General features: G+C 43.6%; 12 protein-coding genes. All 12 read right to left on the bottom strand.

Annotated features, from left to right (window positions below):
* Positions 1-34: 34 nt before the first annotated feature.
* The 12 genes from mutL to nrfD all read right to left on the bottom strand — a co-directional run bounded on the left by mutL (position 35) and on the right by nrfD (position 14,202).
* A complete protein-coding gene (gene mutL / locus QNH36_RS09600; protein ID WP_283905090.1) occupies positions 35-1,960 on the bottom strand; it encodes a DNA mismatch repair endonuclease MutL in 1,926 nt (641 codons plus the stop codon).
* 401 nt (positions 1,961-2,361) lie between these two features.
* Entirely contained in the window at positions 2,362-5,013 is a 2,652-nt protein-coding gene (gene mutS, locus QNH36_RS09595) for a DNA mismatch repair protein MutS (RefSeq protein WP_283905089.1), read from the bottom strand.
* Positions 5,014-5,265: 252 nt separating this feature from the next.
* Positions 5,266-6,399, bottom strand: a complete 1,134-nt coding sequence (locus QNH36_RS09590) for an ABC transporter permease (RefSeq protein WP_283905088.1) — start codon at positions 6,397-6,399, stop codon at positions 5,266-5,268.
* Positions 6,392-7,582 carry an ABC transporter permease gene (locus QNH36_RS09585; protein WP_283905087.1) on the bottom strand — a complete coding sequence of 397 codons (1,191 nt, stop codon included), beginning with the start codon at positions 7,580-7,582 and terminating at the stop codon, positions 6,392-6,394. Before QNH36_RS09585 ends, QNH36_RS09590 begins: the two co-directional genes overlap by 8 nt.
* 11 nt (positions 7,583-7,593) lie before the next feature.
* Positions 7,594-8,535, bottom strand: coding sequence for an ABC transporter ATP-binding protein (locus QNH36_RS09580; protein WP_144475013.1), 942 nt, complete (start codon positions 8,533-8,535; stop codon positions 7,594-7,596).
* Positions 8,536-8,696: 161 nt separating this feature from the next.
* Positions 8,697-9,314, bottom strand: coding sequence for a response regulator transcription factor (locus QNH36_RS09575; protein ID WP_260983514.1), 618 nt, complete (start codon positions 9,312-9,314; stop codon positions 8,697-8,699).
* Entirely contained in the window at positions 9,301-10,344 is a 1,044-nt protein-coding gene (locus QNH36_RS09570; RefSeq protein WP_283905086.1) for a sensor histidine kinase, read from the bottom strand. The genes QNH36_RS09575 and QNH36_RS09570 overlap by 14 nt, the downstream gene beginning before the upstream one ends.
* A gap of 144 nt (positions 10,345-10,488) precedes the next feature.
* A complete protein-coding gene (locus QNH36_RS09565; RefSeq protein ID WP_251541904.1) occupies positions 10,489-10,986 on the bottom strand; it encodes a GNAT family N-acetyltransferase in 498 nt (165 codons plus the stop codon).
* A gap of 290 nt (positions 10,987-11,276) precedes the next feature.
* Positions 11,277-11,603, bottom strand: a complete 327-nt coding sequence (locus QNH36_RS09560; RefSeq protein ID WP_283905085.1) for a hypothetical protein — start codon at positions 11,601-11,603, stop codon at positions 11,277-11,279.
* Positions 11,604-11,625: 22 nt separating this feature from the next.
* Positions 11,626-11,769, bottom strand: coding sequence for a hypothetical protein (locus QNH36_RS09555; protein ID WP_283905084.1), 144 nt, complete (start codon positions 11,767-11,769; stop codon positions 11,626-11,628).
* 186 nt (positions 11,770-11,955) lie between these two features.
* Complete coding sequence (locus QNH36_RS09550) at positions 11,956-12,414, bottom strand: NUDIX hydrolase (protein ID WP_283905083.1); 459 nt, start codon at positions 12,412-12,414, stop codon at positions 11,956-11,958.
* 891 nt (positions 12,415-13,305) lie between these two features.
* On the bottom strand, positions 13,306-14,202 hold the full coding sequence (gene nrfD / locus QNH36_RS09545; RefSeq protein ID WP_144474953.1) for an NrfD/PsrC family molybdoenzyme membrane anchor subunit: 897 nt from the start codon (positions 14,200-14,202) through the stop codon (positions 13,306-13,308).
* Positions 14,203-14,205: the final 3 nt, after the last annotated feature.

Raw genomic sequence — 14,205 nt, 5'->3', positions numbered from 1 at the left:
AGTGTCTCCTTTTGGGAAACACTGCTTTCTAGCATTACATTACTCTTTTGAACATTTTCTCCATTTCATAGGTTGAATAATGGACGATTATGGGCCTGCCATGCGGGCAAGTGAAGGGATCAGACGAGCGGCGTAGTTCATCAAGCAAAGCCTGTATTTCATCCATACGCAAGTGATGATTCGCTTTAATGGATGCTTTGCAGCTCATCATGATCGCTGCTTCCTCCCTGAGCTTTTTAATATCCACCTTTTTCATCAGCAAAAGCTGTTCGATCATGTCTTCAATCAGCTCTTTTTCCTCGCCGCGGGGAAGCCACTGTGGGTGCGAGCGGACAATGAAACTGTTGTAGCCAAATGGCTCCAGGAATACACCGACCTTCTCAAGTTCGTGTTGATATTCACTGATTTTCATGCATTCATCGGCAGAATATTCAAGTGTAATCGGAACAAGCATTTCCTGAAGCTCTGTTGCCACCTGGCCGACCTTTTCCCTGAAATATTCATATTTGATCCGTTCCTGGGCAGCATGCTGGTCAATGATATATAAGCCACGGTCATTCTGGGCAAGTATATATGTTCCGTGCATTTGCCCGATTGGATATAAAGGAGGAACCCGGGAGGATGTCACCTCTGGCTGGTTTTCTGGAACGTCAATAAAAACCTCAGGTTCACTCGCGTTTTTGCCATCATCATCTTGTTCATCCCTTGCATCGAACTTCGTCTCCATGAAGGGCTCCTGGGCTACGAAGGCATTTTGCCAGTTTGGCATCTCTGTTTTTGGGAAATCCTGCTGTCCTGCTGCTTTGTAACGCCCGCTCAGTTCTTCTGCTTTTTCCTCAACGAAAGGTTTGCTGGCCATAGAGCTTTGCCCATTATCTTGCTGGTTAGCAGGATTCTCCATGTGGTCAAGTTCCATAAAAGTTTGTTCCGATTTGGGTTTTTCCTGTTTTTGTGCAACAAACCCTGCTGGGATCAGCTCTTTCGTTTTGAAAGCATCCTTAATCACGCTTGACACAAGATTATTAAGTTCCTGCTCCTTGCTTAAACGCACTTCCATTTTCGAAGGATGGACGTTCACATCAATGAGCAGCGGGTCCATTTCGATGTTAAGCAGGACAACCGGATACCGGCCAATCGGAAGCAGGGTATGATACCCTTCCTGGATTGCCTTCACCAGCGCATAGTTTTTGATAAAACGTCCATTGATCATCGTCGATATATAGTTTCTCGATGCCCTTGTAATCTCAGGCATTGAAATATAGCCGCTGATTTTATAATCCAATGACTCACCGGAAATGGGAATCATGGATTTGACCATATTGATGCCATAAATAGCAGCGAGCACCTGGCGAACGTCTCCATTTCCGGTCGTCTTCAATAGCTGGCGCCCATTATGGACAAGCCTGAATGAAATAGTCGGATTCGCCAGTGCCAGACGATTCACGACATCTGTGATATTGCCGAGCTCTGTATGGATGGTCTTCATATATTTAAGTCGTGCCGGTGTGTTGAAAAACAGGTCAGAGATACTGATATCCGTTCCTTTTCGGCTGTCTGCCTTTTCTATTGATTCGACTTTGCCGCCTTCGATCAACACTTTATTGCCTTCCAATCCGGTAGATGTCTTCATTTCAAGTCTCGAAACAGAGGCGATACTTGGCAGTGCCTCTCCCCTGAAGCCGAGTGTCCTGATCCGGAATAAGTCGTTTTCATTCTTGATTTTGCTGGTAGCATGCCTTTGGAAGGCGATAAGAACATCCTCTTCCTCGATGCCATCACCATTATCTGTAATCCGAATCCTTGCAAGCCCTGCTTCTTCCAAATCGATTTCAATTACAGTACTGTTGGCATCGATTGCGTTCTCAAGCAACTCCTTTACAACGGAAGCCGGACGTTCAACTACTTCACCGGCTGCGATTTTATTCGATAGTGCATCATCCAGTTGCAGGATCTTTCCCATTTCTTCACCTCCAGCAATCTTGATTTTTTTATTTTAAGGCTCTGTTAAACAAGGCTGTTGATTTTCGTTCCAGGCGCTTCGCTTTCCGCGGGGGAAGAATGATGAAAAAGCTCAAGTGCCAGCTTTTTCAAAGACCAAATTCTTCTTGGCTGGCGCTGAGCCTCCTCGTCGCTTTGCTCCTGCGGGGTGCAAATGATTCCTCACGTGAATCATTTCACCTAGGTCTCACCTGACCAGCTGCGCCCGCAGGACATTGAATTGGCTTCCTCGAACCTGCCCACGCACGATGGAAATGCGTTAGCATTTTCGGAGGAGTCTACGCGCCTTCCACTACAATCAACAGGAATAAAAACAACGTTAGGCTTTAACAGAGCCAATTTAAAATAGTATCTTGTTATTCATTACTTTCTTAGCTTTTTTTGCAATTCATAAAGTATATTCATCGCCTGTAATGGCGTCATATCCAGAATCTCAAGTCCGCTCAATTGATCGAGGACCTGCTTTTCTTTCTTGCTGGCCTTATTGGTTTTTTGTTGTCCGGGCTCTTCATCAAAAAATGACAGTTGTGCTGCAGCTGCTGTTTCCCTGGCCTGAAGCGAACTTTGGTCTACCTCCGTAGATGCCATGACAGTATCCAGGCCATTTTCAAAGCCCACATCACCTGAAACCTGGCTGTCCGTCTGCTCTAGGATCTGCAGGATTTCCGCAGCACGTTCAATCAGTTCTGACGGCAATTCAGCCAGCTGGGCAACGTGGATACCGTAACTCTTATCCGCTGCGCCTTCTCTGATTTTATGAAGGAAGACGACCTTGCCGTTTTGCTCCACAGCACTGACATGGACATTTTTCAATTTATGCAGTTCCTTTTCAAGCGTAGTCAATTCATGATAATGGGTTGAAAACAATGTTTTTGCGCCAATTTTGTCATGGATGTATTCAATCATTGCCTGGGCGAGAGCCATTCCATCATAGGTAGATGTTCCCCGGCCAATCTCATCGAATAGAATCAGGCTGTCCCTGGAAGCATTAATAATCGCGTTCCTCGCCTCAAGCATTTCAACCATGAAGGTACTTTGACCTGAAACGAGATCGTCGGCAGCCCCGATTCGGGTGAACACCTGGTCAAAAATCGGCAGCTCAGCCTTCTCAGCAGGTACAAAGCAGCCAATTTGAGCCATGATGGCGGTCAATGCAACCTGGCGCATATAAGTGCTTTTACCAGACATATTCGGACCTGTGATCAGCAGGACTTCACGTTCATTATCCATATAGCAATCGTTGGGTACATATTCCTGCGCGTCCATCACCTTTTCGACTACAGGATGGCGTCCATCCTTCAAATATATTTTCCGGTCAGCGGAGAACACAGGTCTGGCATAATGCCTTTGTTCACTAAGTTCTGCGAACCCAAGCAGGACATCCAGTTCACTGAGCGCCTTTGCAAGTCCTTGCAATCTCGGAATATATTCTTTGATTGTTTCGCGTATGCCGGTAAATAGCTGGTACTCCAGCTCGACACTTTTTTCCTCGGCAGCAAGGATCAATTCTTCCTTTTCCTTCAGCTCAGGAGTGATGAAACGCTCTGCATTTGAAAGAGTCTGCTTTCTCTCATACTGTCCTTCCTGCAGCAAATGCAAATTCGCCCTGGTCACTTCGATATAGTAGCCAAACACCCGGTTATAGCCAACTTTAAGCGATTTAATGCCCGTCTTTTCACGCTCTTCACGTTCAAGCATCGCAATCCATGTCTTCCCATTGCGGCTGGCATCACGATACTGATCCAGCTGCTGGTCATATCCGTCACGAATGATGTTCCCCTCTTTTACGGAGATAGGGGGATTTTCCACGATTGCCTGTTCAAGCAAATCGGCAGCTTCCTCACAAGGATCTAGCCTTTCTGCCATCCTGGCAGCTTCCTCATGGGAGAGATTCTCCAGTATATCTTTCAGCACAGGAACCTGGAGCAATGATCTTTTCAACTGCATTAAGTCTCTAGGATTCAAATTGCCAAAAGCAACGCGGCCTGCCAGGCGTTCCAGGTCGTATACGTCCTTCAATTTTTCCCGTAATTCCTGTCGTTCGAAAAACTGGCCAACGAATAATTGAACCAGCTCCTGGCGGCGGCCGATTTCAGTTTTATCAATCAGCGGCCTGTTGATCCATTGCTTAAGCATCCTGCCGCCCATTGCTGTCATCGTCTCATCCAGCAGCCATAAAAGCGTACCTTTTTTCGCTGTGGAACGGATTGTTTCAGTAAGCTCTAAATTCCGCTTTGAAAAATAATCGATCTTCATATATTGCTGAACATGGTAAACTGAGACCTTTTGCAAATGGTCAAGACTTCGCTTCTGGGTTCGGTACAGATAATTGAACAGTCTTGAGACAGTGGTGATCAGTGCCTCATTATCCAGTTCCGCAAACAAATCTGAAAAACTCTCATTCACTTCGCTATTATCCTCTATTGAAAGAGCCAGAATGGATCGTTCCCGGAGCTTTTTCTGGATCTCTGGTGAAAGTGTGCTTTCGATGACGACTTCCTTTGCGCCAGACATCGATAATTCGTTGATCAGCTCATCAATACTTCCATTAATCAATGTTGCCCTGCTTTCTCCAGTTGAAAGGTCGCTGCAGGCAAAACCGAATTGATTATTAGAAAATACAGATACAGTGGCAATGAAATTATTCTCTTTTTCAAGAAGCCCTCGCCCTTCCATCACTGTTCCGGGCGTAATCAATTGGACCACTTCACGCTTCACGACGCCTTTGGCTGTCTTCGGGTCTTCCGTTTGTTCACAGATGGCCACTTTGTACCCTCTGTTTATCAATTGTTCGATATAGTTAGGAGCAGAATGGTATGGAACTCCGCACATCGGAATCCGTTCCTCACCGCCGCCCTCTCTGCTGGTCAGTGTGATCTCAAGTTCCTGGGATGCCTTTAGCGCATCCTCAAAGAACATTTCATAAAAATCTCCCAGACGGAAAAATAAAAAGGCATCCTGGTAATCTGCCTTCACTTGCAGGTATTGCTTGATCATAGGGGTATATGCAGCCATATTATCCTCCAAAATTCACATTGCGTAGTTGTTGAGTTTATACTCACGTTTACCATTTCATATACTTCTCTGTTTTAAGGAAGAGAAGCACCTCTGATTTTACCTTTTCACGGTTCTTTCCCTTTTTCAGACAAAGTAAAGAGCCGCTGTTTCGACTCTTATTCTAAATATCTATTATAACTCGACAAATTATAATTTTCGATAGAATCCACTTAAAAAGAATTACCAGCCCATAAATGGACTGGCAAAAATTCAATCAAATTTCATTTTCCTTAAGCCAATAGTAAAAAAGATCGTACTGAAAGTGAGCAGTACCAGTGTGGAGCTGACAATTGCCGGGGTATAAAGGCTGCCACTGACGATCTCCCGAAATCCTGTGATCATCCAGCTCTGAGGCACTGCTTTGGCAATCTGCTGCATGAACTCCGGTACAATCTCAATCGGCCAATAGACTCCCCCAAGCATACAGGTACTGACAATCAGTACTGCACTTAATGCCCCAGACTGTTGTCTGGTTTTCACGATGCCAGCCATCATCAGGCCAAAGCCAACAATCGTTATGATCACCAATGCCGCAAAAGGAGCAAAATAAACCAGATTTCCCCAGGAAGAACCATAGGTCAGGTTCATCACCGCCATCAGTACGGATAATTGAATAGCTCCCATCAAGAAATAGGAGATTAAATACCCTGCCATGACCTGGAATTTGGTAGCAGGAGATGTGAGCAGCCGCTGCCAGGTTCCGCCGATTCTTTCGTCAAGGATGGCTGATGCAGCTCCTGAAATACCAAACATCATAAACATGATGGTAAAACCAATCGCCAGCATTCCCACAGACTCTGATTCTGATTGCTCTTTTTTGGCTATTTCCCTGTTCACCCCAATCGGATCCTTTGCTGCCACTTCGCCAATCATATCAAAAGCTTTCTCTTTGCCTTGAGCCGCGCTGACTTCCATTGACTGTCCAACTGTCCTTCCGACTCCTTTGATATAGTTGTTCAAAGCAAGATACTCCTGGGTTTTTCTTTGGACAATCATTTGAAATAGAGGTTGTTCCTGTTCATAATTTCCAATCATTGAATCAGCCATGACCACTGCTGCGATTGCTTTCTGGTTGTCGACCGAATCTCTTGCTGCTTTTTCACTAGCCCGCTGCCATTTGTACTGGCTGTTAGAGGATAAGAGCTTCATGATCGAGCCATCCACATCCTCTTTTGATTCTACCACCATGACCACTGGCTTATTTTTTTCAGAGGATCCACCTGAGCCAATTCCGCCAAAAATCAAGCTGAACATAATGGGCATGACAAACATCAAAATGAGTGCGGAAGGTGTCTTAAACAATGTTTTCAGATGTAAAACCGCAATGGAGAACACTTTAAGCATGTGAAGCCCTCCTTTTTACAGAAAGGGATGCAAACGCAAGTACAATCGAACCGACTCCGATGGCAATTAAAATACCAGCTTCCACTAACACTTGCCACACGTCTGCCCCGGTTATCAAATCAAGGAATGTCTGGAGTGCAAGAGCATTGGGAAGGATTTTCACGACTGAATTCATCCACTCCGGAAAAACATATAACGGGACCATGCTTCCCCCAACGGCCGCCATAATCTGCGTGCCAAGCATACCAGCCGCATTGAAGGTTTTCTCTGTTTTCACAAGCGTGCCCAGAAGGACTCCCAGCCCGCATACGCTAAAAACGAAAGACTGGCCAACCACCATGACACCCAACATCGAATTTCCCCAATCAACTCCGTACAGGTATCTTGTTCCGATAATGATGATGAAAAATTGAATTGAGGACATGAACAGCAAACCGATGAATTTGCCTATAAGGTAATCAGTATTGGTCAACTTGGTGATCAGCAGACGATTAAAAACATCTTGTTCCTTTTCTTCAATCATTGTGCTTACACCCGTAATAACGGTCATAAGTAAGAACATCACTCCCATACCTGCTGCATAATACTGGAACGAGCCAACGGGCTTCTGTTCCTGCTTCACTGCAACCTCTTCGACAAGGTCAAAAGTTTCAATGGCAGGCAGAGCAAATTCAGTAACGGACTTTCCAGGGTCTGGAAGACCAGTAACCTTTATGGCTGCCATATTAACGGCAGCACCCTGCGCGAATTGCAGCACTGCGCTCTCTACGATCGACGACTGGATCGAAGCAGATGGAATGGAGATGATTCGAACTTTTGATTCTTCACCTAAAATGATATGATCAGAAAAATTTGGTGGAAGAATGACTCCCACGGAGATGGCCTGCTGCTTTAATTGATCGTTTAATTCGTCTTCACCCATTGCCTCAGCAGAGATAAGATCTGGCAGTCCTTCCATGAAGACTTCTTCCTCTAAAACCTTGCCAAGTGGACCTTCATCAAGATTGACAATTCCAATCTTGAATTCTTTGATGGGAGCTTCTTCTTCATTTCCCATCATATTGCCGAATACTGCGCCAAGAATACCAATTAATAAAATAGGCATGAAAACAAGTGTCAGCAACGCTTTTTTGTCTCTTCCAATCAGGAGCGCATCCTTCAATGCCAGCCACCAAAATCCCATGATAATCCCCCTCAGTCTCTTAAGCTTCGTCCGGTCAAATGGAGGAAGACACTTTCAAGATTTGGTTCAACGATCTCAACAGATGTGATATCGAATCCTGCTCCAGTAACTGTCTGAATCAATTCACTCAAGACCTTTTGCGGTTCATTATGAAAGATGGCTAGTTCACTTTCTTGGATAGCCAGATCCTCTTCAGGCACTAATTGGCTCAGTGCCTTCTTTATGTTCTCAGGTTCGTGCGCTTCCGAGAAATTCATGACAATCCGAGAACGATCACCGATTGTCTCCCTTAATTCAGAAATTGTTCCTGAAGTGATGAATTTTCCGTGGTCCATAATGCCAATCTTTTCACAAAGATACTCGACTTCCTCCATATAATGACTTGTATAAATGACTGTCATTCCTTCTTGATTCAGCTTTTTTACTGTTTCAAGGATGTGGCTCCGTGATTGGGGATCGATCCCTACAGTCGGCTCATCCATGATTAATAACTCAGGATTATGTAATATGGCAGCTCCAATATTGACTCTCCGCTTCATTCCTCCAGAAAAAGTCTCAACCTTTTCCTTTGCCCGATCAGCCAGCCCGATGATTTCCAGCACATCGTTTATCCTCTTTTGCAGGTTTTGTCCCCTTAAACCGTACATCCTCCCCCAGAAAGCAAGGTTTTCCCTTGCACTCATCGTTTGGTAAAGAGCTATTTCCTGTGGAACTATTCCTAAAAGTCCCTGTCCTCTCTTGGGTTGCCTGATCATATCAATGCCAGCAATCTCGATGCTTCCCGAACTTGGAGGAAACAGTCCGGATACCATCTGGATTGTCGTTGTCTTACCAGCGCCATTAGGGCCAAGCAGACCAAATGATTCCCCCTTGTTAACAGAAAAAGAGACATTTTTTACAGCCTCAAAATCTTTGAATCTCTTGGTTACCTGATTCACTTGAAGTACTTGCAACACAAAACACCTGCTTTCGTACTATTATTCTTCCATTATCGCAAAAAAAATCCCAGCATGAAATAATCCCAAAAAAAAATGGACATTTCATCAAAAAATCACTTTGGATTACAGCCCTTATTTATATAGTAAAAAAAACAGGACATTTTTTTGCCCTGTTGTTAAGAGTAAAATACATTGTATTTCCTTGCAGTTTCAACCCATTCATAACGCTTGTGGGTACCGAGCTTCTCACCGATTTTCTGTCTGTGATTTTCAACAGTTTTGACGGAAATGTCAAGCCTTTCTGCTATATCTTTTTGCGAGTATCCTTTAACAGTCAGTACGAAAACCTCTTTTTCGCGTTTTGTTATCGGGAGGTCGACCAGATTAAAATGATCCCCTTCTGAACTATCTTCCCAAACATATGTATCGAACACCTTTTGATTTGCCAAAATCTGATCAAGGGATTGGATGAGATCATCCCGCTTCAACTGTTTGATTAAAAAGCCGTCAGCTCCTGCCTCATAAGCTTTTTTCTGGTAGACTATATCATCGTGCATTGAAAAGATGACAATCTTGGCCTCCGGCAGCAATTTCCTCAATCTTTCCAGAGTTGACATACCATCCAACCCGCCGGGCATCGAAAGGTCCAGCAGGACGAGGTCTGCCGGAAAATTCTCCGCAGCTTTTACAGCTTCATAACCATCACAGGCACAGATCCTTCCATCAATGCAAAATGATTGTTGAAGAAGCATGCTCAATCCATCCCTGACAATCTCATGGTCATCGATGATCATTAAGTTCACTTTCCCTCTCTCCCTCCGCTTTGATCAAAGATACAAATCCTTCCACCCTTGTCGGCCCGCCCTCTTTGCTAAGCCACTTGATATCTCCATCAAGCATTTTACAGCGCTCATACATATGCTTTAAGCCAAGTCCTTTCTTTTTACAGCCTTCTGATAAGAATCCGATTCCGTTATCGTATAAATTGAAAAAGACATATTGATAATAGGTTTTTAAATGAATGGAGACATAGGTTGCTTGACCGTGGCGAACCGCATTGGCAACACTTTCCTGGATGACCCTGAATAGATGGAGCTCTTTTTCCGGGTCAAGCTCCTGTTTTTTATCCAGCTCCATTTCAAGGAAGATTTCTATCTGATATAATTTCCGCCAGTCCTTAACAGCCTGGCGAAGTGATTTTTCGAGGCCGATATCGTAGACAATTTCTGGCCGGAGACTTTTGGTCAGCTGTTTGATATTTTTAAGCGTTTTTTCCATGACATTCATCATATTGAAAAGATGGTGCTGATATTTCTCATCGCTGAATCCCTGCTTTATGACCTCCAAGCCAAGGAATATACTATATACGCTTTGGCCGATATGGTCGTGCAATTCCCTGGCAATCCTCTTCCGTTCTGCTTCTTGGGCAAGCAGCGTCTCCCGGACAAGCAGCTCATGGAACCTGGCGCGTTCGCTGTTTTCATTCTGCACTGGCTGTCGGATGCGCAGGACATAATAGGTTACTTCAGCTATTATCAGTTTTTTCAGGGACATTTCAAACTCTTCAAGTCCTTCATATACAGCCAGATGGGAGTTAAAAGAAGGAATTGGCTCATCAGCCGTAAGAATACAGCGGTTCTCATCCTCATTCACTTCACGTTCCTGGCAATAAGTGCAATATGGCACCTTCTCTCCAAGTTTCCAGCCTGTCATTTCTATAGCCTTTTCATTAAGGTAATGAATCTTCCGCTCTGTATCCATTACAATCATACCCTCAGGCAAATGATTCACAATATCTGCCAAATATTCTTTCTGCATCAACATAGCAATCCCTCGCAACTGCGGTATCTTTACAACTCTATTGTAACCTCTGTTTTTGTGGGTAAAATGTTTTGTTTATTAACATTGAGTGACATCTTCCCATTGCTGTATAAAAAAAAGACCCGCATAGAGTCCTCTGATTCATCCTTATAATTTTTTTTGGTATTTGCTATGATGGTCCGTTTCGCCCAAATATTCAAAGCCGTTGTCTAAATAAAACTTGTTCAATTTCCTGTTATCCGAAACGCAATCTAATTTGAGGAATGATTTGTCTGTTGATATGTTTTGATGAATCCAGTCCAATAGTTCGCTTCCCACACCGGTTCCTATCAATTCTGGAGAAATGGCCAATCTGTGCAAATAAAGTGAATCCCGGGCGAAATCTTCACCAAAGATATGATGATCCCATTCACTCTGGTTTTCCGAAATAGTAAAGGTAGCAATCACTTCATCTTCATTCAAAACGATATAAGTTTCCATCTTCTTTACCGCATGCAGGATTTCTTCATCATCCCCGCCACTAAGAAGGTATCGCCACTGATTGATATCATTGTCCTTCATCCACTGTGCGATTCGCTTTAAAAACTGGACCACCTTTTGACCGTCATCCATTCCGGCAATTTTTATCTGAGATTCCTTGAGCAAAATACCACCCTGCTTTCAATCTTTTGTATAGGCTCTTTTCTCAAACATTGTTGCTATTGAATACAAATTAGGATGGAACTACCTAAGTTTCTTCACAAAATTCACGCTTAATATGAGAAAAGAGCTTGCCAACTTAGTCCCGACCAACAAAATGGCTTTTATCACGTTAAAATCGGCTTTAGGATTTTAACAACAATCTTTACGAATACAGCCTTTGTATAAGATTTCGCGATGAAATGTGATTTTCCTCTAAAAAAAACAGGCTGGTATCAGCCTGTTCATAAATTGGGCTATTTCAATGATTTAAGGACTTCCTCAATATCCTCCTGGACCATTTCAGCAGCTTTGGCCATTGTCCTGACATCCCTTGAGGCCCAGTAATCATAAAGCCGTGCCAAATCATTCCGATTATACACCTGATTCCCATAGTGGCTGTAAAAATAAGCCACCAAAAGGTTCACAACATTTGCCGGAAGCTTGTTCCGTGTCGAAATCGAACGAAGCGCAATATTCTCAAGCCCGCGGATGTTATGGTTGGTGATTTTTTCAACTACTTCGATCGGTTTGGCAGTTTCACAGAAAGAAAGGAATTCTGGATCAGTTATTTGTCTACTCATAGTAAATCTCCTGCTTTTTTTTTCATATAGCTTTAAGCGCATTTTCCAAAAGTTCAATGTCATTGGCAATTGATCTCTTTATTGTCACATCTTCACAACGCTGAAAATCTTTTTTCAGCTTTCTTAATTCTTCGTGGAAGATCTGAAATTCATAGTTGATATCCATAATCACCCTCATTATTCTTTGCTGTTCTATGAAATATTTTCCCACTAAATGCTTCCATCAAACTATTTTTATGTAAGGAAAAGGTGATTAAGCTAACATTACCATTAAGCAGGTGTGAAAGAAAAGAGGTAATTTGGGTCATTTGATTTTCCCAATTGGCACGGATTCTCCTTCTTTCACCATATTCTAAATAGAATGCAGATGGTGACTCTTAGCCAGCTTCAAAACTTTTCGGACAGACCAGCGCTGGTGCTCATGAAATAGTTTTTCAATGGCTTCGTCCAATTCGATCCATTCCAAGTGGTGGTCTAGTTCAGCAGGCCCATCGGCTTGTCCCGCAATTTTAGCTAAATAGAAATCTCCTTCGGACAAATAATGTTGTTGGTCATTTTTCGAATAAAAATATTGCTTCGCTTTGCCAATCCATTCACCGACTGTAAGAATCATGGCGGTTTCTTCTATACCTTCCCTAACGAGACATTCCTCGTGAGTTTCACCATCTTCCAAGCCGCCACCTGGAAGGAAATACTTCCCATCATCAGTCCGGATCAAGGCGATTTGCTTCCTTTCATTAAAAATCAATCCATAAACTCCTGGTCTCCATTTGTAACTGATGTCTGCTTCCTTTTTACCAAAGATTATCATATTCGTATCCTCTCAGTTTATAAGGTGCATTTTAAGTCATTATTGCTGGAAATCCCTTTTAATGTCAACAAGTTGAACATCGATAAGGATTCAGCTTAATTATTGGTTTTTTAAGGTGATAATTCTTCTGCAATCGGGAGTTTTTTTGAACACGATTATAGTTCAGACATTTTCGGATGTTGACCGCATGGTTTTGTTGTCTGAACACGCACCTACTTTACACATTTCGAGTTGCTGAAGCCAGGCTTTTGTCCGAACATGGTCCTACTTCAGACATTTCTAGCGGCTGATGCCTGAGTTTTGTCCGAACATGGACCTACTTCAGACATTTCATGCTGCTGATGCCTGAGTTTTGTCCGAACATACTCCTACTTCAGACATTTCGAGGTTCTGAAGCCAGGCTTTTGTCCGAACACGACCCTGCTTCAGACATTACCAGCTGCTGACGCCAGGCTTTTGTCCGAACACGACCCCACTTCAGACATTTCCAGCTGGTGATGCCTGAGTTTTGTCCGAACATGGACCTACTTCTGACATTTCCAGCTGCTGATGCCTGAGTTTTGTCCGAACATGGACCTACTTCTGACATTTCGAGTTGCTAACGCCGGACTTTTGTCCGAAGACTACCCCACTTCGGACATTTATAGCTGCTGACGCCAGGCTTTTGTCCGAACACGACCCCACTTCAGACATTTTCAGCTGGTGATGCATAAGTCTTGACCGAACATGGACCTACTTCAGACATTTTAAGCTGCTGATGCCTTAGTTTTGTCCGAACACGACCCTACTTCAGACATTTCCAGCTAATTATGCCTAGGTTTTGTCCGAGAAAAAGACAAATTAAAAAGCGTGAAATCTTATATCAAGATTTCACGCTGATTCGTTTTGTTCTTATAAAAAGATGACAGGTACTGCTGCGGCTAGCAATAGATAACGAAGGATGAAGCCTCCGGTAAGAACTGCGCTTTCGGTTATGAGGGTTGCGGCAATCCCGCTTGTACCTCCGGCTGCAACTTCCAGTCCTGCGCGGCTGGTGTTCAGCTTTTTGAAGTTAAATAACTCCAGACCTTCGATGATGATTGGCACAATCAGCCCTATTGCAATCAAGCCGACCCAAAAAATTGTGCTGTATTCGCCAGTCAGCAGCATGGATACCGATTGGGCAGCCGATTCATTGGTTGAAGATGTGATCAAGAACATTGTGAATATCAGGAAGACTTCAGCAATCAGCAGCGATAGGTGAATTTTTTTGATGGACATCACATGATGGATGACTTTTTTATCCATTATCGATGCCGCAAGCATCGTCCCGGCAATCCCTGTTGAGAAGGCAGATACAACAAACAGGATAGGCAAAATGGCCGTGTTCCAAAGTGGTACAGCACCAATGACACCAATTAGGAAGCCTGTATAAATTGCTGTTGCAACAGCAAAAACCATGCCGACGTATTCGATTATTTTGTTTGTTTCTTTTTTCAACAATTCCATCACGGCCATGTAGGCTGCAGCCATCATAAAGAAGCTGATGAAATAAGTCCCAATGGTCATGACTGAATTGAAATTCGTGAACAAATAGATGAAGCGCAATGGATCTTTCAATCCTGCCTCTGCATCGACAATGAGAAGCAGTAGACCTATCCCCATCAGGATTGGACTGATCAGCCTGCCAGCAAAACGGACGGCAACAGCATCAGGATATTTCCTTGCTGCATAGGAAGAGGTTAAGAACGCCCCTGCACTCAGCCCGGCAAGGAATAAATAAGCTGCGATAATAGTTCCCCAAACCATTTA

This window comes from Mesobacillus sp. AQ2, assembly GCF_030122805.1.
In the GTDB taxonomy this organism is placed as follows: Bacteria; Bacillota; Bacilli; order Bacillales; family Cytobacillaceae; genus Mesobacillus; species Mesobacillus oceanisediminis_A.
This window is presented reverse-complemented; position numbering and strand designations above follow the sequence as displayed.